Below are 25896 nucleotides of genomic sequence, written 5' to 3'. Positions count from 1 at the left end.
GAAATGAATCCACTATAAACGGTTTTGAGCTGCACGTGGAGAATCAATCTTGCGAAAACATACTCTAATCTACTATATACACTACCATGCATTCGAAAGGGCTGTCGAAAAAAAGAGTATGCCGAACTCAATGAGCAAGATGACCAATACGCAAATGATTCTGCTGATCGGACTAATCTGCGCGGTCATGACCGGTTTCCGGTTATTGTGGATCGCCTTTCAGACAGTACCTGCGCATCCGCTTGCCGCACATGGCGTCCTGGATCTCCGGAGCATGAGCGCCGACGTCACCGCCCCCATTCCGCTGGAAGGCGAATGGGAGTTTTACCCGCAGCAATGGTTGATGCCCGGCGAGGGCGGCGGACCCGCACCGGCTGCGAATCCGACATACCTTCGCGTCCCGGGCAAATGGGACAGCGCGATCTCGTCCGGCGCCGGCGCACGCGGCTACGGAACGTACCGCCTGCTCGTCCGGACCCGCGATAACCGGGATACGCTGTACGGTATCCGGGTATTGGAAGAGGCCAGCGCCTCCGACATTTACGTGAACGGCCATTTGATCGGCGGCAACGGGCGGCCGGCCGCGTCGCAAGCACTGCACAAAGCCGGAAACGCGCCTTATTCCGTATATTTCACGGCGAACGGAAATACGATCGAGATCCTCATGCATGTATCCAATTACGAGTTCGCGCGCGGCGGAGGCCTCGTCGGTTCGGTGAAATTCGGCACGGCCGAAGCCATTCAGCGCCAATCGCTGTTCTACATCTCCACAAACATGATAGCCGCCATCGTTATGTTTCTGTACGGATTCTGCGCCTTCATCCTGTATTTGCTCCGCAACAGAGTCAGGGTGCTGCTATATTTTTCGCTGCTTCTGTTCAGCGGGGCAGGCACGATCATGACGAACTATGAGAAGCTGCTGCTGGCCGCAGTACCCTCCCTCAGTTTCGAATGGTCCATGAAGCTCCAGTATCTTTCTTATTGCGGCACGGCGCTGTCCGTCATTCTTTTTTTGAAGCATCTTTTTCCGGAGTACGGGAAAGCCGGATACATCTCCCGGTCCATTGCGGTATGCGGCGCAATCACGCTGCTCTGCTTGTTCGTTCCGGGCTCGTACGTGATCGCGATCCGACCGCTGTTCGTATTGCTGACCGCGGCATCGGCAATCATCGTTCCCGTCTTTTATATCCGCGAAGCCTGGAAAAGAAACGAAGGCTCCTTCTATATGCTGCTCGGAGCATGCGGTACCCTTTCCCATACGATATGGAGCGTAGTGGCCAACGTGGGATTGAACGAGACCGCTTATTACCCGTTCGACTTGATTGTTTCTTTCTTCAGCCTGGCCTTATTCTGGTCCGTCAAATTTTTCCGGGCCACCGCGGACACGAAACAGCTAGCGGAAGCGCTTCAGCAAACGGACCGCAACAAGGACGAGTTTCTCGCCGTTACTTCTCATGAACTGCGCAATCCGCTTCACGGAATGATCAATATTGCCCAGACCGTCATCGATACCGCCAAGCATTCGCTGGACGACAAGCATATCAAAGATTTGGAACTGCTCATCTCCGTCGGGCGGCGGATGTCTTTTCTGCTGAACGACCTTATGGACCTGGACCGCCTGAAAGCGAACGCCGTCCGGCTTGAAATCGCGAACACCCGCGTACAGCCGGTAGCCTCGGTCGTCCTGGACATGCTGCAATTTATGACCGAAGGCAAAAGCATTCGACTGGTAAATGAAATACCCGCCGGGTTCCCGGCCGTGAAAGCCGACGAAAACCGGCTGCAGCAAATTTTGTTCAATCTGATCCACAATGCGGTCAAATATACGCATGAAGGATCGATTTCGGTCAGCGCGGAGCTGCGGGGCGGAATGGCACATATCCATGTCCACGATACCGGGAGCGGCATGGACGAACAGATGCAGCGGAAAATTTTCCAGCCCTACGAGCGCGGCGACGCCAACTTTACGGATTCGGAAGGGGGCCTCGGTCTCGGATTAAGCATCTGTACCCGGCTAATTGAAATGCATGGCGGAACCTTGACGGTTCGCTCGCAGCCGGGTCTCGGCTCGGTATTTACGTTCACGCTGCCGCTGGCGGAAGCTGCCGATCAACCGGTCGCCTCCGATGACGAAGAGCTGCTTGCAGCTCATTCGGGCCGGGAAACCGCAGTTGCAGCCGCAGCCGCCGTATCGGTTCCCGCCAAAGAGCCTTTCTTTTTGCCGATCGGGCACATGTTTGGAAAATCGAGGATTTTGGTCGTAGACGACGATGCGGTCAACCTGAAAATTTTGCACAACCTGCTTTCCGCCGAGTCTTACGACGTCGTCACCGCGACGAGCGGCCGCGAAGCGTTGACGCTGCTGCATGCGGGCTACTGGGATCTCGTCATATCCGACGTGACGATGCCCCGCATGTCCGGCTACGAGCTGACCCGCGCTGTTCGCGAGCGCTTCTCCATCTCGGAGCTTCCGGTTCTGCTGCTCACCGCGAGAAATCGGCCGGAGGACGTGTCGATGGGCTTTTTATCCGGGGCCAACGATTACGTTACGAAACCGCTGGATGCGTTGGAGCTTAAATTCAGGGTCAGCACCTTGACGAACCTGAACCGCTCGTTCCGCGAACGCCTCAATCTGGAAGCCGCGTGGCTGCAAGCTCAGATCAAACCGCACTTTCTCTTTAACGCTTTGAACTCGATTGCCGCGCTCAGCGAATTCGATATGGCGCGCATGCGGGACCTGCTGGAAGCTTTCACCCGGTATTTGCGCGCAAGCTTCGACTTCCACAACCAGGACCAGCTCATTCCTCTGGAGCATGAATTGGAACATGTACGTTCCTATTTGTCCATTGAAAAAGAGCGGTTCGAGGACCGGCTCGAGATCGTTTGGGAGCTGAACGGAGGGCAGCATCTGCTGGTGCCGCCGCTATCGGTTCAACCTCTCGTAGAAAACGCCGTCCGCCACGGCATCATGGGCCACGCGAAAGGGGGAACCCTCTGGATACGGGTCATCGAGCAAGCGGACGGAACGGAAATTGCCGTATCGGACAACGGCGTTGGAATGACCGAGGAGCGACTGCAGGAGGTGCTGAACAGAACTACGGATGAACGCCAAGGGGTTGGCCTGTACAACCTGGATCGCCGCCTCAAGCAGTTGTTCGGCCAAAGCCTGAACGTCCGCAGCGAGTCGGGTCACGGCACCACTGTGACGATGTTCATCCCGGATCAGTCAACCGGGCGGGGGCGAGATTGACGTTTTCACATCTCAGATTCCAAAACGAGGTGTTCTAATATGAAAAGATCGATTAACAAAATGACGGAAATTTTCAGAAAAAATGCAGGATCGCCACAAAGTAAAGAGTTCACGAATAAGATAAAAAGCTTATTAGATCAATATAAGAGTCTTTTTGACGATGATTGCCCTTATGTGCTTAATGACAGATTATCCGAGAGACAAATCAAGCAGTTTGAAGCCTCGGCAAACGTTGTATTGCCTCAAGACTACAAAGATTTCTTACTAAACATCGGGGATGGTGGGAGATATGAAAGACAGTTCCCTTTGTCCTTATCGCATGCAAAAGAGTGTATGGAAACTTGTTTACGTAAGTCTGCCGGCTTTGAATACATGAGTCTGCCATTTAGTTTGGAAACCTGCAGCAAGCATTTTGATGATAACTTTAACGATGAAGATGACGATGTTACAGATGAAGAATACGAAAAGACAGTCACAGAGGCTCTGCAAGGCACAATCACTTTACATAACGACGGTTGCGGCTACTTTATAGTTCTGGTTGTATCAGGTGAATTGGCCGGAAAATTGTTTTACATAGATACATGTCACGGACAAGGTGTATATAAAGTTAGCGATTCGTTTGAAGATTATTATGTGAAATGGCTTAATCGTAAAATCACGGAGCGATCCGCTTATTTGGAACAGAACGATCGATTTGAATGCATCATTACCAAAATAAAGCTGGGCGGAAATGTTAGAGATTTAGAGGTGAAAAAGGTACAAAACGGTGTTAAGTTCCAGTTTGAGTTTTTCTGTCCAAATGATTTTGTGCGGGAAGGCGGGTATTCCGAATTAACTCAAATCAACGACAAATTAGTAGTCTCCTTATACATGGAGCATAAATCGTACAGTCCTTTGGAGCTCGTAAAGCTGGCGAATAATACGACTCTGGATTCTATTGAGCAAATAAAACTCATCGGGAATAGGTCCGAGCATGTTGTGAGCGGGCAGGTTAACAGGCTTTTTAAATATGATATGGGGCAAAATGCTTTCCCCTTGTATATTGAAACGCTGAAACAGGAAGTTTTAATTCAAGGAGTTGCTGTTCCAAATCTATCGATTGGAGATACCGTACAGGTAAAAGGCAGATTATGCGGATCGGTATATAAAATTACACGGCATAAATAAAAGGACAACCCTGAAGGTTGCCCCAAAACTCATCAGCCTTTGACCGCTCCCGCGACCATGCCTTTAATAATGTATTTTTGCATGAACAGGAAAAATAGGATCGGCGGTGTCGTTGTAAATACGACTGCGGTCAAGGCGTAGTTCCATTCGCTTTTGTACTGTCCGAAAAACTTGTAGGAAGCAAGCTGCAAAGTCGCTTCTTTGCCGTTGAGCATGATGAGCGGCAGCAGGAAGTCGTTCCAGATCCACATCACATTCAAAATCGCCACCGTGCTGATGACCGGCACCATGATCGGAAACACGATCCGGTAAAAGATGCGGTACGACGAACAGCCGTCGATGGACGCGCACTCTTCGAGCTCCAGCGGTATCGATTTGACGAAACCGTGGAACATGAAAATCGCCAACGGGCAGCCCAGTCCCCAGTAGATCACATTGAGACCGTTCAGGCTGTTGATGAGATGCAGTTCTTTGGACAGCTTGGTCAGCGTAATCATGAACGATTGAAACGGCAGCATCATCGGCGCGATCGCCAGGAAGAACAGGAATGTGCTGAGCCTGCTTTTTGTGCGGGACAGCTTGTAGCCGGCCATCGAGCCGAAAATGAGAATGCCGATTACGCTTACGGCCGTTATAAACAAGGTGTTCAGGAACAGCTTCGGATAATTCATCAAATCCCACACCTGCGCATAATTGTCCAGGCTGAAGTGGCGCGGGAGGCTGACCACATTCGTCACGACTTCGGTGTAATCCTTGAACGTATTGATGACGACGAGAAACAGCGGATACAGGAAAACGCAGGTGAGCAGGATGACGACGATTTCGAGCAGCAGCAAATTTCTTTTGTTGCGCCTGGTCATGCTTCCACTTCCTTGCTTTTAAAATATTTCACCTGGACGACGGTAATGAACAGGATGAGGAGGACAAAAAGCAGCGATTTGGCCGTCGCATAACCGAAACGGTTGTTGACGAACGCTTCATTATAAATGTCGAGCGTTATGCTGGTAGTCGTCCCGCCCGGCCCGCCGTAGGTGAGCGTATAAATGATATCGAACACTTTGAGCGAGTTCGCAATTGTCAGGAAGAAGGCGACGGTCAAGGAAGGCATGAGCAAAGGCAGCGTAATTTTGAAAAAACGTTCGAATCCTTCCACACCGTCGATGGCAGCCGCTTCGTTCAACTCCGATGGAATGGACTGCAGCCCCGTTATATAAATCATCATGTAAAAGCCGATGGATTGCCAGATGCTGACGAGCACAATCGAGACAAAAGCGAGATGCTGTTCGCCGAGCCAGCTCCATTGCAGCAGCTCCAGGTGGGTAACCGCATAAAGAGCGTCAAAAACACGCGTAAATATGAATTTCCAAATAAATCCAATAATTACCAAACTAATGATGTTCGGCACGAAAAAGGCCGCGCGAAGCACGCCTCTAGACTTGAGCGCTTTTGTTAAAACAACGGCTAACGCAATCGCGATCACGTTGGTCAACACCACGTTCAATACGGCGTACAGCAAGGTGAACAGCAGCGCTTTCAGCGCCCCCGTATCGGTCGTAAACAGCTCGGTAAAGTTATCGAGCCCGATGAACCGGATGTTTTTGCCGACTCCATTCCATTTGGTAAGCGAATAATAGAGCGACATGAGAAACGGAGCGACGGCGGCAAGCACAATAAAGGCGAGAGCCGGTGTTACAAAAACAAAAAATTCCGTGTAATTTTTGACCGATTTCGTTAATACTTTCATCACGTTCACTCCGGTATCCGTGGTTTTTTGCCTGAATCAAGCCGGAAGAACACTTCCGGCTCGAACAGCAAACTGCTGGGAACTGATGCGTCAATCAGCGGCTTTGGCGAGTTTGGCCCAGGTTTTGTCCAGCTCATCCTTCACTTGATCGCGGGTCGAGGCGCCGCCGACGTATTTTTGCAGCAGCTCACCCGCTTTTTGCTCGAATCCGTCCGGCCAGTAGCCTTTCACCCAAGGGTATGTCACGCCGCTTTTAATAAACTCGGACGTCGCTTTCGCCAGTTGGGCATCCGGGAACGGTGCGTCCTTAATCGTAGAAATTTGCTTCGTTTCGTTCGGAATGAATTTTTTGCCGTAATCGGAGGTGGTCAGCCAGTTGAAAAATTGCAGCACTTCTTTCAGGTTTTTGGAATCTTTGTTGATGCGGTAAATAATGTTGGAATCGACCATCAGCCCGGCCTTGGACGGGTCCTCTCCGACCGGTCCGGCGAGGAAGCCGATGTCAAGATCCTTGTTGATTTTGCGGATCGATTCCTCCGCCCACGTCCCTTGATGCATCATGGCTGCCTTGCCCTGCGCGAACAGGCTGACCTGTGCGTTAAAATCCGTCTCCAGCGGCTTCGGATTGCTGTATTTTTTGGTCAGATCCAGAAGATCGAACACATTCATCGCTTCTTTAATGTCGCTCAGCTTCTTTTTGCCTGCGTTGATATCGGCAAAAGTTTGAGCGTAGTTGCCGCCCATCGAGGCCATAACCTGCGTAAACGTCTGCTCCATCACCCACCACTCTTTGTACCCGTTGGCAAAAGGCGTGATGCCTTTATCCTGCAGCTTTTTGGCCGCATCTTCCAGTTGGCTGTACGTCTTCGGCAGCTCCGTTATGCCTGCCTCGGCGAACAGCTTTTTGTTGTAAATGAACGAGTGCGCCTGCAAAATGAGCGGATACCCGATCACTTTGCCGTTCAGCGTCACGCCGGTTTTGGCCGAATCGACGATGTTTTTCATAAAACCCTCGTTCGTCAAATCGTAGGAGTAATCTTTGTACACGTTGTTGTCATTATAAGCGCTTGACATAAAAATATCAGGAATATCGCCGGAATTAATCCGCGTCTTCAGCAGCGTCGGGTAATCGTCCTGATGAATCGTAATATCGAGCTTCACATTGGGGAACTGCTTGTTGTACTCCTCAGCCAATCTGTGCATCGCATCGCTCATTTCAGGCGCATACTGCAAAATGCTGATCGTCACCGGTTTGGCGTCCTTTTTGGCGTCGCCCGGAGTTGTCGCGGCGCTCTCTTTGGGCGCCTGGCCGGAAGCGGCGGTCTCGGGCTTGTTGGAGCCCGCGGCACAGCCGGAAAGCACCGATGCCAGCATCGCTGCGGCGCCAACCATACTCACGTATCTCTTGGTCATTTGGTTCATAGCCTCCCTTTGTTTTGAAAGCGTTTATCGTATCGCTACCTTTATTAAACCGGATTTCATGTGCAGGGTCTATGCAATATCGTGGCTTGTTGCGGGTAAAAAAATGGCATTTGCCGTGGAGAACGCAGGGGCAAACAACCGCCTGGAGCGGCGCAAAAGGCGGGAACGCCCGGAGCCGGCAGGTCCGCAGGCGCCGCGGGGGCGACGGTGATGCGCGGCGGAACATCATGAGGCAGCTTGTGGTAAGGCAGTCCGGGGAAAAAGCCTGCGAAAATGCAGGTTTTTTCGATGAAACTTGTTCATTTTGACGAAAAGCCTGCGATTGTGCAGGAATTTTCGATGAAAATGAATCTGGGCCCATGTGCCCGGTGAAAAGCCTGCACTTTTGCAGGAATGTTTCGCTGCCAGCGCCTCAACGAACAAAAAAACTGCACTTTTGCAGGCTTTCTCCGCCAGCAGTCAGGCAGCCGGGCGATCGGCCCACGCGTGTGAGATGCTCAACAGCCTGCGCAATGTCCTCCCAGTTGCCCCAAAAACCCAAATGTAGCCGCCCGACCGCCGTCATACAGCGCAGCACCCCGCGCGAGGTGCAAAAAAAGCCTTGCCGCCAATTGCGCAAGGCTCCGGCGCGGAGCTATCCCGCGTTGTTTGCATCCGGGTATATCATGATTTTGATGCTCGTGTCCTTTTGGTTGATCGCAGTTTCCAGCGCCTCGCCAATCGAGCTTAGAGGGAACTTGTGTGTGATGACTTTACGGATATCCTGCTTGCCGCCGCTTAACGCCTGGATCGCCGCCGGGTACGTGTTCACGTAACGGAACAGCCCGTACACGTCCAGCTCGGAGTCGACCAGCAGCGGAATGTCTATCGGGATCGCATCGCTGACCGGCAGACCGACCAAAACGATGCGGCCTCCGCGCTTCACGGTGCGGATCGAATCCGCGACGGCCCGCGCATTGCCGGAAGTTTCGATGATGACGTCGATGCCTTTGCCGCCCGTCCATTGCTGCAATTGTTCCTGCATGCCGCCGTCCAGCGGGTTCAATACGTTCGCGGCGCCCAGATCTTTCGCCATATCCCGGCGGAAACCAACGACATCGCTGCCGTAAATTTCCGTCACACCGAACAGCTTGGCCGCTTCGATCGCAAGCAAACCGATCGGACCCAGACCGAGCACGAGAACGCGGTCCTGAGGCTGAATTTTCACCCGTCTCATGGCATGAAATCCGACGGACAGCGGCTCCAGCAAAGCGCCTTCTTCAAAAGACATCGAATCGGGCAGCTTGAACAGGAAATCGCTTCGCACGGCCACATACTCGGCCCATGCGCCGTCTACCGGAGGAGTCGCCATAAATACTACGTCAGGACACAGGTTATAGCGCCCCGCCTTGCAATATTCGCAGCGTCCGCAAGTCACTCCCGGCTCAACGGCGACGCGATCACCCACCGCCACATTCGTGACGTCGCGGCCCACCTGGACAACCTCGCCCGCCAGCTCGTGTCCGAGAATGATCGGCTTTTTCACCTCGTACCTGCCGATTTTGCCGTGCTCGTAGTAATGTACATCCGACCCGCAAACTCCGATGCAGTATACTTTGACAAGCGCCTCGTCAGCCTTCGGCTCGGGGCGGGGCACCTGCCGGATGGCGATAGAATGAGGGCGATCCATGACGGCCGCGGTCATTTGAGAAATGGTCACAATTACTCCTCCTTTGGTGGATTCAGCCATGCTTGCCCAAGAGGGCGGCTAAACATGCACATTATAAAATCATTTGGTAAACGTTGTAAAGACACTAAACGGAAATACTTGGCGGTGGCCCAGTGGCCCCCCGGCGGTGCCACGGCAGTGCCTCCCCTCCTCCGCTCGCGCAAGGGCCCGTCCCCTGCCTTATGAGCGTTCAGGCTGCATGCCTTTTCTAAACTCCAGCGGCGAGACGCCGTAATGCTTTTTGAACGCTTTGCTGAAATAATTCGTATCGTGGTAGCCGATTTTGTCGCTCACGGTCTGAATTTTCAGCTCGGGGTCGCGCAGCAGCTCCTTCGCCTTTTCCATGCGGACATTCAACGTGTATTCGTAAATGCCGCAGCCGTATTTTTGCTTGAACAGGCGGAGCAGATGCTCCTTGCTGATGAAATATTTTTCGGTGAAGAGAGCAATTGAAATCTCCTCAAAATAATGATGGTCGATGAACGCCTTGATCTGTTCGACGTTGACCTTGTCGGCAAGCTTGTGGCTTTGCTGGATTTGTTGAATTTGCGCGAACCACTCCGCGATAAAAGCGGTCATCGTAAGCTCGAACCGCGCGAAGTCCGTCACCTGATGGCCGAATTGCAGGTCGAAGCGTTCCATCGCCACGGGCAGCAGGGAAGCCGCCGCGCCGCTCTCCTCGGCAAGCTGCTTCAGCAAAATGCGAAATTCCGTTTCGTTTTGGCGCATCGATTCGAGGCTGAAGTAGCCCGAGCGCCGGATATCGTCGAAAAACTGCTTCAGGATGCTTTCGGCGTACACCGTACTGCCGATTTCCAGGCCGTGCAGGAGCAAATCTTTTTTGGCCAAAATCGACGACCGCGCGCCTGTCTGACCTGCATCCCCGCATGCATGCAGCGGATCGAGCATGTTCGTCTGCGCCAAAGCGGCCTTCGCCGTTTGATACGAAGCGTCCAACTGATCAAGGCGGCCGGTTTTGCAGCCTAGCGCCGTTATGCTTTCGACGCCAAAAGCTTCCCGCAGACGCGCTGCGGCCTGCTCGGCCGCTTCCCGCGCTCCGCTCTCCGGCGCAGACTCAGGTGCGGACAGGACGATGATGAACTCCTGCTCCTCTTTGCCGCTCTTGAAGCTGAATGCGCTGCCGGAGACGGACAACAGCTCATCCAGCGCATTCGTGATCGAGTAGTTGCAGGCGTGCATATCGCCGCCGAACTTGCCGCGGCTGACCTCGGCAAGATTCAGCACCGTCACGACGACGATTTGAAACGCGTCGGCAGGCTTCGCTTCGATCAGGTTTTCCAATTCCTTGATCTTGTGAAACTTGCCGCTTTGGCCGATAATCGACGCAAAAATTTTCTCCTTCACAAGCGGCAGGGAAATATTGTGCAAAATCGCGCCGGAAAGCTGGCTGTCGCGCTCGTTCCGCTCGCTGTCCAACTGCGCGACCGCCTTGGCAATCGCCTGATTCAGCTCCGCTTTTTTAATCGGCTTCAAAATATAGTCGAGCGCACCCGAAGTGATCGCGCCGCGGGCAAATTCGAAGTCGTCGTAGCCGCTGACGACAATGCATTTGGCTGAAGACGCCGTCTTCGCGAGCTGCAAAAATTCGACGCCGCCAACCAGCGGCATGCGCATGTCGACGAACACGAGGTCCGGCTTGTGGGCCGCCAGCATCTCCAGCCCCTCCTTGCCGTCCCGCGCTTCCAGCACGGCCGCGACCCGGTGTTCCCGCCATGCGCCCAATGCGTGAATCGCGCGTCTGGCAGGTTCTTCATCATCAATGATCAGCGCTTTATACATGTCGTCTCTCCCTCATGGCAGTCAGCCCGATTTCCACTTCCGTCCCTTGGTGCAACCGGCTGCGAATCGTCACGTACGCCTCGCTGCCAAACATCAGCTTTAGCCGGGAATACAAATTTTTCAGGCCGATTTCCTCCTGCACATCCAAATAATTGTCGTTCATCCCGGCCAACACCTCGCTCAATCGCGCTTCCGTCATACCCGGACCGTCGTCGGCGACTTGCAGAACGAGCCATTCGTCCTCCAGGCTGACCCGGATTTCCATATACATCGCATCCGACATTTGCTCCAAAGCATGCTCAATTGCGTTTTCAAGCAGTATTTGCAGCGTCATTTTGGGAATGAGGCACGATTTCGTTTCGTCGGGAATATCCAACGTTACGGTCAACCGCTCACCGAATCTCGCTTTTTGCAAAATCAAATAGTTCTCAATATGCTCCAGCTCATGCAGCAGGCTGACGGTTTCACCGCCTTTAAAACAGTAACGCAGCGAAGAAGCAAGCGCATCCACCATTTGCTGAATCGTGCCGACTTCATGGATAATCGCCTCCGTCGAGATCGCTTGCAACGAATTATACAGAAAATGCGGATTGATTTGCGCCTCAAGCGCTTTCAGACGGGCATTTTTCTCGTTCAGCTTGATTTCGTAGCGCTCGGCGATCAAATCGTTGATTTTGACAACCATCTGATTGAATTTCCGCGACAAGTGCGCGATTTCGTCCGTGCCTTTGAACTCGTAATCCAGCTCGAAATTCCCCTCGCCCAACTGCTCGATGCGGCGGGAAAAATTTTTCAGCCTTCCCGTAATCGCATTGGAGACGAACACCACGACGATAATAAAAAAGAGCACGAACCCGCTGCCAACAAGCAGATTGACGATTCTAGCGGCCGCCGCCGACTTGTTCAGCTCGGCAATGGGCGTCAGCTTGATCAGCTTCCATCCGTCCCGGGGAGACGTGTTATAAAGCGTCAGGTAAGCGGCGTGGTCGATCTTTTGTTCCGCGTAGCCGGATGCGTTATCGCCCTGCAAGCTGACTAAATCCCCCAGCACCCGCCACTGCCGGTCGGACAGCCCGCCACGGTTCGTATAATACAGCTGATTGCCGCTGTCGAACAGCCCGACGATCTCCCCGGATTGGTCCGGCAAATCGCCGAAAATCCGGTTCAACTCGCGGAAATTCAGCGTGATCGAAATGACGGCCAGCGTGCTTTTGTCCGCGACATTGATCAAAATACGGTGAAACACGAGAAAATGCTGAGGCTGTACGTCCGCCCCCTGCGACGCAAGAGCAGGCTCCATGCTGCGGAATTTGGGGCTGCCCGCCGCCTCCTTGTACCACAGCTCATTCTCGGTCTGCCAATCGCTTTGCTGGGACAAATTGACGGTCGAGCGGGAAAGCCGGTACTGCACATGATTAATCGGCGTATAAATGCTGATTTCCTCAATATCTTCGCGGGAGTAAAACATGTTCTTCATCTGATTTTGGATATAAAATTGCGCCAAATATTCGGTCGAAATGATCGAATCCATGAACATGGCGTCTTTCCGGGGCGAAAGCGAAAACTCGTCGATGCTGCTTATATAGCTTTCCAGATTTTGGTTCACCAGCTTAATAATCTTCTGGTTGCTCGCGATAAAATTGTTTTCGTTCGTCAGCGAAGATTGCCGGTACGACAAATAGGAAAGCAAGATGACGATCAATGCTACGATCAGCGAAAAAACGACGATGAGCTTGTTGCGCAGCCGCCCGTTAATGGTGCGGGAAATCGACTCCAGCCCTAATCTCCGCATATAATTGCCTCCCGGCCCTGAAGCGATATTGTCTATTATGCTCTATAGGATAAAATATCCCCCACGCTTCTGCAACAGAGCGAGGGGGATATTTTATTACAACGTTATGCGGACTGCCGCACCGGCCGTTTCCGCCGTGATCCGCACGCCCGATTCATGCGGCTCCTGCATCCCGCCTTCCACCTTGGCGACAGACGTTACGCCTCTGAGGACGATGCTCCAACGGCTGCCCTGCGCCGCTCCGGAAGCGGCCGCTTGAATCACATTGCCGCTGCGTGCGGCGGCAAGCTTCACTTCCGCCTTCGTCTGCGGATGATAGACGCGGGACACCGCTTCCTGGCCGTCTTCCAGCTCGAAGAGGTGATACTCCGCATGCTCCGTGTAGTCGTAGTCCGGCTTATCGTCCACCGTGCCGACGGCAAGCAGCGTGTTCGGACGGACGAAGAGCGGTATGCTCAAGTAGCCGTGCTGCTCCTTGAACCATCGGCCTCCCTCCACAATCTCCCCGGTCAAGTAATTCGTCCATGTGCCGGCTGGCAGGTAGTAGGAAGCCGTGCCCGCTTCGTCGAACACCGGAGCGACCAGCAAGGAGCCGCCGAGCATGTATTGGCGGTCCAAAACGTCGCAGGTCGGATCGCCCGCGAACTCCAGCACCATCGCGCGCATAAGCGGCAGACCTTGCTGCGAAGCCTGGACCGCCGTGCCGAACAAATAAGGCATCAGGCTGCATTTCAGCTTCGTGAAAAAGCGCAGCACATCGACGGCTTCCTCGTCGTAAAGCCACGGTACGCGGTACGAGCGGCTGCCGTGCAGGCGGCTGTGGCTGGAGAGCAGGCCGAATGCGGCCCAGCGTTTGTACAGATCCGCGCTGGACGTGCTCTCGAAGCCGCCGATATCGTGGCTCCAGAAGCCGAAGCCGGATAAGCCGAGCGACAGTCCGCCCCGCAGGCTCTCAGCCATCGATTCGTACGTCGCCGTGCAGTCGCCGCCCCAATGAACCGGGAACTGCTGGCCGCCGGCCGTCGCGGAACGCGCGAACAAAGCCGCCTCGCCTTTGCCGAGCTTTTCTTCCAGCACTTCGAACACAACCTTATTGTACAACTGCGTGTAGTAGTTGTGCATCTTGACCGGATCGGAGCCGTCATGGTAGACGACATCTGTCGGAATCCGCTCGCCGAAATCCGTCTTGAACGAATCGACGCCCATATCGACTAGCTTTCTCAGCTTGCTTGCATACCACTCGCAGGCCGCCGGATTCGTAAAGTCGACGATGCCCATGCCCGGCTGCCACATATCCCACTGCCAGACGTCGCCGTTCGGCCGCTTCAGCAGGTAACCGCCCTGCATGCCTTCTTCGAACAGCGGGGACCGCTGGGCGATATAAGGGTTGATCCAGACGCAAATTTTCAGCCCTTTATTTTTGAGGCGCTGCAGCATCTGCTCCGGCTCCGGGAAAATCCGTTTGTCCCACTCGAAGTCGCACCAATGGAACTCCCGCATCCAGAAGCAGTCAAAATGGAAAACGTGAAGCGGCAAATTCCGCTCGGCCATCCCGTCGATAAAACCTGTCACCGTAGATTCGTCGTAGTTGGTCGTGAACGAAGTCGTCAACCAGAGGCCAAATGTCCATGCTGGAGGCAGCGCCGGCTTGCCGGTCAGCGTCGTATAATTGCCGAGCACTTCTTTCAAATCGGCGCCGCCGATGAGGAAATACTCCAGGTATTCGCCTTCTACGCTGAACTGCACTTTGGACACTTTTTCCGAAGCCACTTCGAAGGACACATTTTCCGGATGGTTGACAAAAACTCCGTAGCCTTTGTTCGTGATATAAAAAGGAATGTTTTTATACGACTGCTCGGAATTCGTGCCCCCGTCCCGGTTCCAGATGTCGACGCTTTGGCCGTTTTTCACAAACGAAGTGAACCGCTCGCCCAACCCGTAAACGCTTTCTCCGACGCCGAGATCGAGCTGGTCTCTGACGAAAGCCCCTTCATTTTCGGAGATGACATAACCCATATTCTTAAAGCCGCTGGAAGTTAGTTTGCGGCCCTTGTAATCGAATTTCAAATTCCACGGCGTATCCCGGCGAATGCTGGCGCGCAAGCTTCCGCTCGTAATGCTGGCCTCTTGCACATCCTCCCGAACCTCAACTGCCGCCTGGTCATCCGAGTGAATTTGGAAAAACGGCCCGACCTGGCGCTTGCCTTTATGATGAAAAATTTGCACGCGAATCACGTCTTCTAGCGGCGAAGACAGCTTCACCTCGATCAAAGGCGTATCCAGCTCGCCGGAGCGGTTAACGATCGGTTTGGGCGGGCCGAACAGCGTGAGCGAACGATCGGTTGCATATACGTCATGAACTTCAACCGGACTAATAATCTGATACCCTTTGCGGGTCATCCACTGGCCGTCACTAAACTTCAAAGAAGTCATCTCCTCGTCAATTATGCTTATAAAAATATTGATCCAAATGGGGTACCTTAAGTAAAATAGTAATAGCTTCCCTATATATTTGTCTTGCAGAATGCTGATATCGGCATATAACAATTTTGATAATCGAGGAGCCTCCGCCTATGAACTTAGAAGCGCTGAGAGAAGGCCGGATTCACGGCGATCTGATGTTTCCGCTGAGCGTGTACCAGGTGGAAAAAATAAACGAAACGTTCTTCAATTACCACTGGCACCGGGAAATCGAACTGATTTACATGACGGAGGGCAGCGCCCTGTTCCATATCGGAGCCTCCGCCGTGGAACTGCAGCAGGGCGAAGCTCTGCTCATTCCGAGCGGCCAGCTGCATGCGAGCTATCCGCTGGATGAACGGCCCGCCTATTTTCACGCCGTCGTCTTTGATCCGCAGCTTCTCGGCAGCGGCGTCTATGACGCCATCCAGAGCAAATACATCGAGCCCTGGCTGGAGCGCAGGCTTGTTCTGCCGGACATTTTCCGTCCGTCCAGCCCTTGGGAGCAGCGCGTGCTGTTCTTTCTGAGCGATATCATCGAACAGTACAAGGCAAGGCCGAGGGGCTTCGAGCTGAAAATAAAAGCGGATTTGCTGGCGTTCTTCGCAGAACTCCTGCCGCACGGCGAGCGGTCTTCCGACCTGCCCCGCAGCTCCTCGGATTCCGACAAAATCGAGCGGATCAAACCCGTCCTGCAATACATGCACGACCACTGCCGGGAGCGTATTCTCATTCAGGACCTCGCTTCCCTGATTCCGATGAGCGAAGGGCACTTTTGCCGCTTTTTCAAATCGATCGTGAAAAAGACGCCTGTCGAATATTTAAATTTCCTCAGGGTGGAGAAAGCGATGAAATGCCTGGAAAACCCGCATCTCAAAATTATCGACGTCGCCAGCGAGGCCGGCTTTGAAAGTCCGAGTTATTTTATTAAAACGTTCAAAGCGCTCAAAAGCATGACACCGACGGAATACCGGAGAGCATTCACAAGCAAAGGAGCGGAAACGTCATGAATGGCGCATCCCCTTACGGCGTCTACGGCTACCGGTTCTCCGATCCGCTTGAGGGCGCTCTGCACCAGCTCTATGCCGTGGGCTGCCAGTATGTCTCCGCAGAGCAGTCCTACGAATGGGACGGCATGGAGCGGATCGACGGCCCGCTTTTTCTGTTTCAATATACCGTGTCCGGCTGCGGCTGCCTGGATATGGACGGCCGCAGCTTCGACGTCGGGCCCGGACACGCGCTGATGGTGGAAATTCCAAGCAAGCACAAATACTATCTCCCTGAGCATAGCTCGCATTGGGAATTTTATTTTGTGCAAATCCGCCCGTTTCATTTGGAAAAGCACTGGTCCGATTTCGTCCAAAGCCACGGCTTCGTGCCGCAGATCCCGCCCGAAAGCCCCGTTATCCGCACGCTGCGGGATATGTACCACACAGCCAGGAAAGACCGGATCGCCGACGCTTTTCAGGCATCATCCCTGGTGTATCAATTTATGATGGAGCTGTCCAGACATAACCGCGCCGCCAAAAAAGAAAAGTCGGCCTGGCCGGACGGCATCCGGCTGGCGGTAGAAGCGATCGAAACCCGTTACGCCTCGCTGCAAAGCCTGGAGGAAATCGCGCATGTCGCCGGCTTGTCGAAGTATCATTTTACGCGTTCGTTCCATGCTTTGACCGGTTACACGCCGATTGCCTATTTGACGAAAATCCGCATGCAAAAAGCCGTAGAACTTCTGCACAGTACTACGCACAGCGTGGAGCAGATTGCGCAAATGATCGGCTACGCAAGCGGCAGCTATATGATCAAAGTGTTTCGGGAATGGGTCGGCTCCTCGCCGGGCGAGTTCCGCACGAGGTCCGAATTCGCCGCCGTCAGCCGCCTGCAGTTCGACTGAACAGGCAAAGCGCGGCAGGTGTGTCCGGCATGCAGACCGGGGAGCCGTTGGAGCAACGCCGAGAGCTGTTAGGGCAACGTCGGGAAACCGTTAGGGCAGCGCCGAGACAGCAATATTTTACAATCGGCAGCAAAACATTATTGTGGATGAATGCGCCGGGTTCTTTTATCATACGAGAGAACACGCTTATTTGGCGAAGCTCGCTTATTTCGCCTATCTCTCGCCAATGAAAGGAACTGATCCTATGCAGCATCACCGGACCGCACAGACGCCGCCAATGGGCTGGAACAGCTGGGACTGCTACGGCGCCAGCGTCACCGAGGAAGAAGTGCTCGGCAATGCCCGCTATATGGCCGAACATTTAAAACAGTATGGATGGGAATATGTTGTCGTCGACATCCAATGGTACGAACCGGGAGCCAATTCTTCCCGTTACCGGAACTTCGCACCGCTCGAAATGGACGCGTACTCGCGGCTCATTCCGGCGGTCAACCGGTTTCCGTCCGCCCGGGACGGACAAGGCTTCAAGCCGCTGGGCGAGCAAATCCACGCGCTCGGCCTGAAATTCGGCATTCACATCATGCGCGGAATTCCGCGCCAGGCCGTCCATGCCGATACCCCGCTCCTGGGCACGGACCGGACCGCGCGCGAAATCGCGCATCCGAATTCCATCTGTCCGTGGAACACGGACATGTATGGGGTGGATGCCTCCAAGGAAGGCGCGCAAGCTTACTATGATTCCTTGTTCCAGCTGTACGCGGAGTGGGGCGTCGATTTCGTCAAGGTGGACGATATCGCCGCTTCCCGTCTGTACCACATCCACCCGGAAGAAATCACGCTGATCCGCAACGCCATCGACAAATGCGGCCGCGACATGGTGCTGAGCCTGTCGCCTGGCCCCGCTCCGCTGGAACACGCGGAGGATTTGACGGCCAACGCCAACATGTGGCGGATGACGGACGACTACTGGGACCTGTGGCCGCTGTTGTACAACATGTTCGAGCGCTGCGAAAAATGGTACCCGCATGTCGGACCCGGCCATTGGCCGGATTGCGACATGCTGCCGCTCGGCCATCTCGGCATCCGCTCCGTGGACGGGGGCGGCAGCGACCGCTTCACTCGCTTCACGCGGGATGAGCAGGTCACGATGATGACCCTGTGGTCCATCTTCCGCTCCCCGCTCATGTTCGGCGGCGAGCTGCGCGACAATGACGACTGGACGCTGTCGCTGCTGACCAACGACGAAGTGTTGGCCGTTCACCGCGACAGCTTCGGCGGCAAGCCGCTCTACCGAGACGGCGACCGCATCGCCTGGACCGCGCAAGACCGGCAGGGCGGCGTCTACGTCGCGCTGTTCAACGCAGGCGACGAGCCTGCGGACGTACAGGTGACGCCGGAGCAGCTCGGGCTGTCCGGCCCGGTCCAGGCGCGCGACCTGTGGAAGCGCGAGGATCTCGGCAGCTTCGGCGGCGCCATCGCCCGGACTGTGCCGCCGCACGGCGCAGTGCTGCTGAAGCTGGCCTGACGCCGTCAGCCTGCAGGCAGCAGCGCGCAGACGCGCGAACAGAGTGTCGAGAAAATCTCGGCACTCTGTTTTTTTGCCCCGAAGCGCAGCCGCAGGCGAAGCGAAAGACGGTGCAGCCGTTCGCAAAGCGGCTCGACCGCTCGTCAGCCGCAAGCCTGCAAAAGTCACAACGTTGAAAAAGTCTCCACACGCTGTTAGGACCGTTTCATAGACGCCCCGTACCTGGCGCCCGACAAAACCTGCGAAAGTGCAGGCTTTTTCCGCGAAAGTGACTCGTTTTGGCGAAAAGCCTGCGATTGTGCAGGAATTTCCAGTCATTGTGGCACCAAGCGTGAGTTTTGGCGAAAAAACCTGCAGTTTTCAGGCTGTTGAGAAAGTCTAACGGGTTTCCTCTCAGATCAATTTTTATGTGGGGGCACTCATCTTGAAGAGAAAAAATTGATTTAAAACGATCTGAGAGGGGTATTTGGCTCATGCTTTTGGTGCTTTTTTTGAGCATCCAGGAAAAAAGGGGGTTTCTCAACAGCCTGAGTTTTGCAGGAATATTTCGAAGCAAGCGTGTCTGCGGGCAAAAAACTGTACTTTTGCAGGTTTTTCCCCCTTGCCATGCAGAAGTGCTGTCTCCTGGCGGACAAGTTTCTTGAGAAGCTGAAAAATGCAGGCTTTCCGCTGGAAACGGCCCATTTGGCGAAAAATGCCTGCAAGTGCTGCAGGAATTCCCCTTCACGAGGGGGCCTGAGCCCTAAGTGCTAGCAGCAAAGCCTTTTGCAGGTTTTCCTTGCGTGGCCAAAGAATTGCCGGCGCGGAAGGCTTTCCTCGCATCGTCAGGGAGGGGGGACGCCGACGGGCGTAGGCTTTCTCAGCACCGCCAAGCTAAGCCGGCGGGGCGCGGTTTCTCCAGCCCCGCCAGAGATACACTGGCGGGGCGTGCCCCACACTACTCGTTCCAGAGCTTCACTCTGTCTTTGACAAGCTGTGTCCATTGCTCGTTCATTTTTTTCACGCCGGCTTTGTCGAGGTCGGCCATGAACGCATCCCACACTTTATCGAAATTTTCCGGTTTGGCGAGAACCGCTTCCGGAATGCGCTTTTTCATAATGTCCTGGCATTTTTGGTACGTGACCTGCACGTCCGAGCCTGTTTCCATTTGAATGCCCCATGCCGCGCCGTATTTGCGCACCGGGAATTCTTCCGGCTTCGGCCACAGGTCCAAATAAGTGATCGCATTGTACGCCTTAAGCGTGTCATGGTCCGATTGTGAATAGTTTTTCAGGTACTGTTCCGTGAAGTTCTTCGTATAGTAGTTGCCCGTCGGATCCTTCACGCCGTCGCCATAACGGGCGGAGATCCAATAGTTGCCGATGCCGATGTCCTTTTTGTAACCGCTCGGATCGTTGGTCTGTCTGTTTTGCGTTTCCACAGTGGCGATGCGTTTGCCGTTGTCCATTTTGTAGTCGATACCTTCAACTCCCCAGTTGACCAGCACCTGGCCTTCGTCGGAAGCGAGCCAATCCAGAAATTGAATCGCCCGAACCGGGTCCTTGCATTTGGTCGTAATCCCGGTCCCCCATCCGGCCATATAACCGGTGTCCTGGAAGGCGTGATCCTTTATATTTTCGTTCATCGTTACCGGAAAATGCGCATAAGTCTGATCGAACTTGCCTTCCTTCTTCAGCACGTTCTCCCCTTCAACGTAATCCCATTTCTGATCGATCAGACCGAGTACGCGGCCGGAGGCGATTTTGGCTTTGTATTGGTCGTATTTTTGCACGAAGCTTTCGGGATCGATGAGTCCGATGCTGTTCATGTGGTTCAGCCACCTGAAATATTCCTTTTCCTCCGGGCGCTGGTAATGGAATTTGGCTTCGTACGTGCTCTGATCGATATAAAACTCCCCGTCGTCCGGCGCCCCTGTGGCGTAAAATGCAGGGTTCGTCACCGAGATGAGCATGTGCCAATCGTCCGCATTCAGGGACAAGCCGATCGTCGGCTGGCCGTCCGTCATCGGATGCTTATCCTTATAAGCTTTGATGGCGTTTTCATAATCCTGAACCGTTCTGATTTTCGGATATCCAAGCTCTTTGAGCAGGCGATGCTGCAGCTCGAAGCCGCCTTCCGAGTCAAAATATTTCTGATTCACCCCGACGAACGGCAGTACGTAAATCGCATGGTCGTTTTGGCTGTAGCGCAGACGTTTCATGTAGTCGCCGTACACCTTTTTCAAATTCGGGCCGTATTTGTCGATTAGCGGCGCGAGGTCGACCATGGCTCCGGCATCGATCAGCTTTTGCGTGTCGCCTTTGCCCATAATGAGATCCGGGTATTCCCCGCTGGATGCCATCAGGGCGATTTTCTGATCGGCTGCTCCCACCGGAAATTCCACTTTCAGCGTGACGCCCGTTTTTTCTTTAATCACCTTGCCGACCCGGCTCTGCATATCGTCCCAGTCCGGGTTCTGATCCGCGGCGAACATCGTGAAAGTAATAGGAGCCGCCCCTTTCGCTCCTGCCGCCGTACTGTTCGGCGTGGAGCTGCCCTCCGGCGCGCCCGATGAGGACGGCGAAGCGTCCTTGGAGCAGCCTGCTGCGAACAGCATTACTGCGGCAAGCAGTGCGGTCGTAGTTTTTAACGCTTTCTTCATGAACAAAAATCCTCCCTCTATTGTGGTTTTCTCGATTTTTCCAAATTACGTCAGCTTTTTACGGCTCCCAACGTGACGCCTTTGACAAAATATTTTTGCAGGAACGGGTACACGATCAAAATCGGAAAAGTCACGACCATCGTTATCGCCATGCGAACCGACTCGGGCGAAACTTTGGCAATGCTTTGCGAGGCGTTCGGATTGCGGGATTCATTGCCCGTCTGCGTGCTTTGAATCACCTTCGTCAATTCATATTGCAGCGTCGTCAATTTGATGTTCGTACTGTTGTACAAAAACGTGTCAAACCACGAATTCCAATGCGCAACCGCGATAAATAAAGCAATCGTCGCCAACACGGGCTTGCACAGCGGCAAAATGATTTTCCAGAAAATCGTCCAATCGTTGGCCCCGTCGAGCTTGGCCGACTCCTGAAGCGCATAAGGCAGGCCGTCCATATAGGAGCGGATGACGAATACGTTCCAGACGCCGAGCAGCCCGGGAATGATGTACACCCAGAAAGAATTGAGCAAATGAAGGTTGCGCATCAGCATGTAGACGGGAATCAGCCCGCCGGAAAAGTAAAGGGTGAGCGCAAACAGCATCGACATCGGCCTGCGCGCCTGAAAGTCCGTGCGCGACAGCACGAAAGCAACCATCGAAGCGCTTGCTACGCCCAGGATTGAGCCCAGGATCGTGCGCAGCACCGAGTTCTGAAAGCCGATTATAAGTCCCGGGAAGCGGAAAATTTGCTCGTAATTTTGCAAGGTAAACTCGCGGGGCCATATGTGAATGCCGCCTTTTACCGTATCCGATGAGTCGTTGAGCGAAATCGCCAGCACATTGAGAAAAGGGTACAAAGTGGCGGCGGCCGCGAACAGCATGATGACGTAGAGAAGCAGATCGAAGACTGATTCGGTTTTGCTTCTCCCTACGCGCACTGGCATGAGCGTACCTCCTAAATAATCGTTTCTTTGGTCACTTTTTTATAAATCGTATTGGCCGTCAGCACCAAAACGATACTGACCACGGAGCTGAAAATGCCGATCGCCGTACCGTAAGAGAAGCGGCTGAGCTTGATCCCGTAATTCAGCGCGTACAATTCGAGCACTTCCGAATAGTCGGTAACGAGCGAGTTTTGCAGCTGAAACTGCTTTTCAAAGCCGATGCTGATCAGATTGCCGATCGAGAGAATGAACACCACCATGAACGTAGCGCGGATGCCCGGCAGCGTAATATGCCAAATCCGCCGGAAACGGCCGGCGCCGTCCACCGTAGCCGCTTCGTACTGCTCCTGATCGATTCCCGCCATCGCCGCAAGGAAAATGATCGAGTTCCAGCCCGTTTCCTTCCACATGTCCGAAGCGGTAACGATGCCCCAGAACCAGGTCGGCTTGGCCATAAACTGAATCGGCTGGTCGATCACATGCAGCGCCATCAACAATTCGTTGATCGCTCCGTTCTCGACGGCAAGCATCTTCGTGACGATGCTCGCGACGACCGCCCACGATACGAAGTGCGGCAAATACGAAATCGTCTGCATCGAACGCTTGAACAACTGGCTGCGAAGCTCGTTCAAAATGACCGCAAATACGATCGGAACCGTAAAGCTCACGATCAGCCCCATGACGCTCATGCCCAGCGTGTTGCGCAGCACAAGATAAAAGCGCTCGTCGGCAAACAGCTCCTTGAAGTTGTCGAGCCCCACCCACTGCTGGTTGAGAATCGGCTTACCCGGTTTAAATTTTTGAAAAGCCATCAGCCAGCCCCACAAAGGGACGTAGCTGAATATGACGATCCATATGACGAAAGGCACGGACATCATGTACAAATACCGCTGCTGAACCATTTTCCGAAAAAACCGCGAAGACGGCTTTCGCCCCGCAAGAAGCAGTTCCCGATCGGCAGGCAGCGTTTTCATAAACTTCCCTCCCCCTGGTTGTGCGGCCCGCTTTTCTCAAGCCTCCGCTATGTATGTATTCATCATACTGGAAGACGGACATGTAAAAAACCGTATAAATTCGTCATCAAATCATGTCAAAACAGCGCTTGCAAAAAGACAAAAAACCCCGGAGCCTCATTTGCTCCCCGGGGTCCTTTTTATGCAGTTGTCAGTCTCAAAGCAACGCTCATGCATGTATGCTGTTGTCCGCCGGAAACACAAGCCCTATTTGCCTCCTGGCCTCGTCCATAATTTCCAAAGTGATTAAAGAATTCGCATGGGAATTCGTAGCGGATTCCAGCCTGCCGCTTCGGATCAGGCCGATAAATTCCGCAGCTTCGTACATCATCGCTTTGCCGGTTTGCGCCTGCGTCAACTCCTCCACGCTTCCGTTCCGATAGCGGATTTCCACCTTGCCGGGGGTGTTGATCTGATCAATGATCATCGTCCCGTCCTCCCCTTGAATTTCTACAGGGGCATACGAACTGCTAATTTTCGAATGCATGAGCACCGCGTCCATATCCTTATAGCTCAGGAGGAGGCTTCCCTCTCCGTCGACACCGGATTCCAGCAGCAGTCCGCTCGCCTGAACGCGCTCAGGCTTGCCGAACAGAACAGCCAACGGATAAATGCAGTAAACGCCAAGGTCCATCAAAGAGCCGTTGGAAAAAGCGGGATTAAAAGCGTTCAGCACTTTACCTTGCTTATAGGCATCATAACGGGAGGAATACTGGCAGTAGCTTGCAAAAAAGCGGCGGATTGGCCCCAGCTTGTGCAGGTTGTCCCGAATAGCCCGGAAATTCGGCAGCAGCGTCGATTTGAGAGCTTCCATGAATACGACGTTGTTCTTGCGCGCAGCCTCAATTATTAAGGCCAGCTCGGCGGCATTGGAAGCAGCCGGCTTCTCGACCAGCACATGCTTGCCATGATTCATGAGCAAAACGGCCTGCTCCGCATGAAACGAATTCGGGCTGGCAATATAAACCGCGTCGAACTCACCGCTCCCCGCGAACGCCGCCAGATCCGTGAACACGTGCGGAACCTCGTACTTTTCGGCAAACTCCCGCCCCTTCTCCTCCGTACGTGAATATAAAGCAGCCAGCACAAACTCCCCCGTCTGCCTGGCCGATTGAATGAACTCCTCCGTAATCCAGTTGGTGCCGATAATAGCAAATCGTATCATATCTTGGACTTCTCCTTCGCGCATTTGATTAGCATCCTTTCTAAGTTAACTATATCATTTTTTGCGGAAGAAGATGAGATTGCCGGCTTTTCGATATGAACGTTCGCGCCTCTCCGGACAGGGAGCTGAATGCCATTTCACTCCGTTTCAATACTGAAAACAACGAAATAATTCAAGTTTTTTGTATCCCGTTCCTCTTTATCTATAATTCTGAACTCATTTGATGCGGGATCCTGGATAACAAAGTACGACTGGCTATTCTCTCTGAAAAGCTTCTTCGCAATATCGATGGCATACTGCTTGGTCATATAAATATTCCCCCTCAATGAAATTATCGGTCTTGGATATTTTTAAAATAAGCGAAAAATACGGGCAAGCCCCCTTTTATTCATCTATTTTAAATAGTAAGATTATACCATATATTTTAAGAGAGTGGCAGACCGCAGATAAGCACAAATGGGGTGATATTATCCGTTACATAGCAAATAAGCTTGTATATATCTTGGTGTTTTCAGCAATTTTCTATATCCTTTTCAGGATATTTAAAATGTTTGCCCAAGATATGTGGTTCCACTCACTAGCCATGACTTCTTTAATACAGATTATTGCATTATTTGTACTAGCTATTATATCTTTGATTCTTTCAACAACCATAATAAAATTCAGCAGAAAAGATTAGTCATGAAAATAATCGGTATGTGGCAGCAAACAATACCCAATGATTTCAATCAACGTGTCAACGGCATCCTCTGAAACAATATCACGCATAAACTTCATTAATGTGCTCATCGTTCGAGGCAGGATCGTACTTGACAGATTTATGCATTCACTATGATGCTTATACTCTCTGGGCGGTTATTTGTTTAACAGCGACATAGCGGCGGATAAAAAAACCTGCGAGGGTTAGTCGCAAGGTGGTTGAGGATGTATATAACGTAATTTCCTTCTTAATTATTATTAATCACCAGCAACATGAACTTTGAATACATTCCCTTGACTTAGTTCATCGATTACCTCTTGCAAAGCTGCCTTATAACTTGGTGATACGAATATCATAACCTGTCTCAAATCTAAAACAAGCTCCTCCACTTCTTCTTTCTGAAAATATACATCGGTTCTGTAATAGTCTTTAATTTTTCTTAGATACAAATAACTTCGCCAATTCTGATTCTGCGTAAATATTGCATTGTGTAAACTAAAAGGAATTTCGCTTACACTAACTCTAATGTTATTAATATCATACGTAACAATATCTAATCCCATACGCCCTCCAAGGTCACTTTTATTACTTCCGATCTTTTTGAGGAACATAACTTAAAGGATTATACTGCACATACGTATAAAAATTCAAACTTATGGGATTATTAACTT

Annotated in this window: 19 protein-coding genes; 6 read left to right on the top strand and 13 right to left on the bottom strand. The window is 52.9% G+C overall.

All coding sequences use genetic code 11. The features are described 5' to 3' along the window. Positions 1 to 130 precede the first annotated feature (130 nt). Both AC6RNO_RS25945 and AC6RNO_RS25940 read left to right on the top strand, forming a co-directional pair. Positions 131 to 3250, top strand: coding sequence for an ATP-binding protein (locus AC6RNO_RS25945; protein ID WP_497107255.1), 3120 nt, complete (start codon positions 131 to 133; stop codon positions 3248 to 3250). Between the two features lie 39 nt (positions 3251 to 3289). After that, positions 3290 to 4417 carry an SMI1/KNR4 family protein gene (locus AC6RNO_RS25940; RefSeq protein ID WP_497107254.1) on the top strand — a complete coding sequence of 376 codons (1128 nt, stop codon included), beginning with the start codon at positions 3290 to 3292 and terminating at the stop codon, positions 4415 to 4417. 32 nt (positions 4418 to 4449) lie between these two features. Here AC6RNO_RS25940 and AC6RNO_RS25935 read toward each other — a convergent pair whose 3' ends face one another. From AC6RNO_RS25935 to yicI, 7 genes are all read right to left on the bottom strand, one after another. Next, complete coding sequence (locus tag AC6RNO_RS25935; protein ID WP_474686431.1) at positions 4450 to 5277, bottom strand: carbohydrate ABC transporter permease; 828 nt, start codon at positions 5275 to 5277, stop codon at positions 4450 to 4452. Next, complete coding sequence (locus AC6RNO_RS25930; RefSeq protein ID WP_474686429.1) at positions 5274 to 6161, bottom strand: carbohydrate ABC transporter permease; 888 nt, start codon at positions 6159 to 6161, stop codon at positions 5274 to 5276. The genes AC6RNO_RS25935 and AC6RNO_RS25930 overlap by 4 nt, the downstream gene beginning before the upstream one ends. Before the next feature lie 90 nt (positions 6162 to 6251). Further along, positions 6252 to 7574, bottom strand: coding sequence for an extracellular solute-binding protein (locus AC6RNO_RS25925; protein WP_497107253.1), 1323 nt, complete (start codon positions 7572 to 7574; stop codon positions 6252 to 6254). Positions 7575 to 8217: 643 nt separating this feature from the next. Continuing rightward, complete coding sequence (locus tag AC6RNO_RS25920) at positions 8218 to 9267, bottom strand: NAD(P)-dependent alcohol dehydrogenase (protein WP_488435760.1); 1050 nt, start codon at positions 9265 to 9267, stop codon at positions 8218 to 8220. Between the two features lie 204 nt (positions 9268 to 9471). Next, entirely contained in the window at positions 9472 to 11091 is a 1620-nt protein-coding gene (locus AC6RNO_RS25915; protein ID WP_497107252.1) for a response regulator, read from the bottom strand. Beyond that, complete coding sequence (locus AC6RNO_RS25910; protein WP_497107251.1) at positions 11084 to 12883, bottom strand: histidine kinase; 1800 nt, start codon at positions 12881 to 12883, stop codon at positions 11084 to 11086. Before AC6RNO_RS25910 ends, AC6RNO_RS25915 begins: the two co-directional genes overlap by 8 nt. A 96-nt stretch (positions 12884 to 12979) precedes the next feature. Next, the gene (yicI, locus tag AC6RNO_RS25905; RefSeq protein WP_474686421.1) at positions 12980 to 15307 is read right to left on the bottom strand and encodes an alpha-xylosidase; all 2328 of its coding nucleotides are present in this window, start codon (positions 15305 to 15307) and stop codon (positions 12980 to 12982) included. Between the two features lie 149 nt (positions 15308 to 15456). On the opposite strand from yicI, the gene AC6RNO_RS25900 reads away from it, so the two are divergent. From AC6RNO_RS25900 to AC6RNO_RS25890, 3 genes are all read left to right on the top strand, one after another. Next, positions 15457 to 16353: a helix-turn-helix domain-containing protein gene (locus AC6RNO_RS25900; RefSeq protein ID WP_497107250.1), complete on the top strand. Its 897-nt coding sequence runs from the start codon at positions 15457 to 15459 to the stop codon at positions 16351 to 16353. Then, the gene (locus AC6RNO_RS25895; protein ID WP_497107249.1) at positions 16350 to 17237 is read left to right on the top strand and encodes a helix-turn-helix domain-containing protein; all 888 of its coding nucleotides are present in this window, start codon (positions 16350 to 16352) and stop codon (positions 17235 to 17237) included. Before AC6RNO_RS25900 ends, AC6RNO_RS25895 begins: the two co-directional genes overlap by 4 nt. Positions 17238 to 17481: 244 nt before the next feature. Then, positions 17482 to 18762, top strand: a complete 1281-nt coding sequence (locus tag AC6RNO_RS25890; protein ID WP_497107269.1) for a glycoside hydrolase family 27 protein — start codon at positions 17482 to 17484, stop codon at positions 18760 to 18762. Positions 18763 to 19699: 937 nt separating this feature from the next. Here the strand turns inward: AC6RNO_RS25890 and AC6RNO_RS25885 are convergent. From AC6RNO_RS25885 to AC6RNO_RS25865, 5 genes are all read right to left on the bottom strand, one after another. After that, complete coding sequence (locus AC6RNO_RS25885) at positions 19700 to 21403, bottom strand: extracellular solute-binding protein (protein WP_497107248.1); 1704 nt, start codon at positions 21401 to 21403, stop codon at positions 19700 to 19702. Between the two features lie 50 nt (positions 21404 to 21453). Beyond that, positions 21454 to 22347, bottom strand: a complete 894-nt coding sequence (locus AC6RNO_RS25880) for an ABC transporter permease subunit (RefSeq protein ID WP_497107247.1) — start codon at positions 22345 to 22347, stop codon at positions 21454 to 21456. An 11-nt stretch (positions 22348 to 22358) separates the two neighbouring features. After that, entirely contained in the window at positions 22359 to 23249 is an 891-nt protein-coding gene (locus AC6RNO_RS25875; protein WP_474686485.1) for an ABC transporter permease, read from the bottom strand. 280 nt (positions 23250 to 23529) lie between these two features. Continuing rightward, on the bottom strand, positions 23530 to 24525 hold the full coding sequence (locus AC6RNO_RS25870) for a Gfo/Idh/MocA family protein (protein ID WP_474686411.1): 996 nt from the start codon (positions 24523 to 24525) through the stop codon (positions 23530 to 23532). A 137-nt stretch (positions 24526 to 24662) separates the two neighbouring features. Beyond that, positions 24663 to 24833 (bottom strand): hypothetical protein, encoded by a 171-nt coding sequence (locus tag AC6RNO_RS25865; RefSeq protein WP_497107246.1) that lies wholly within the window; start codon positions 24831 to 24833, stop codon positions 24663 to 24665. A gap of 32 nt (positions 24834 to 24865) precedes the next feature. On the opposite strand from AC6RNO_RS25865, the gene AC6RNO_RS25860 reads away from it, so the two are divergent. Then, positions 24866 to 25204: a hypothetical protein gene (locus AC6RNO_RS25860; protein ID WP_497107245.1), complete on the top strand. Its 339-nt coding sequence runs from the start codon at positions 24866 to 24868 to the stop codon at positions 25202 to 25204. 278 nt (positions 25205 to 25482) lie between these two features. Here AC6RNO_RS25860 and AC6RNO_RS25855 read toward each other — a convergent pair whose 3' ends face one another. Further along, complete coding sequence (locus tag AC6RNO_RS25855) at positions 25483 to 25788, bottom strand: hypothetical protein (protein ID WP_497107244.1); 306 nt, start codon at positions 25786 to 25788, stop codon at positions 25483 to 25485. Positions 25789 to 25896 lie beyond the last annotated feature (108 nt).

The organism is Paenibacillus sp. sgz302190, assembly GCF_059820445.1.
This window is presented reverse-complemented; position numbering and strand designations above follow the sequence as displayed.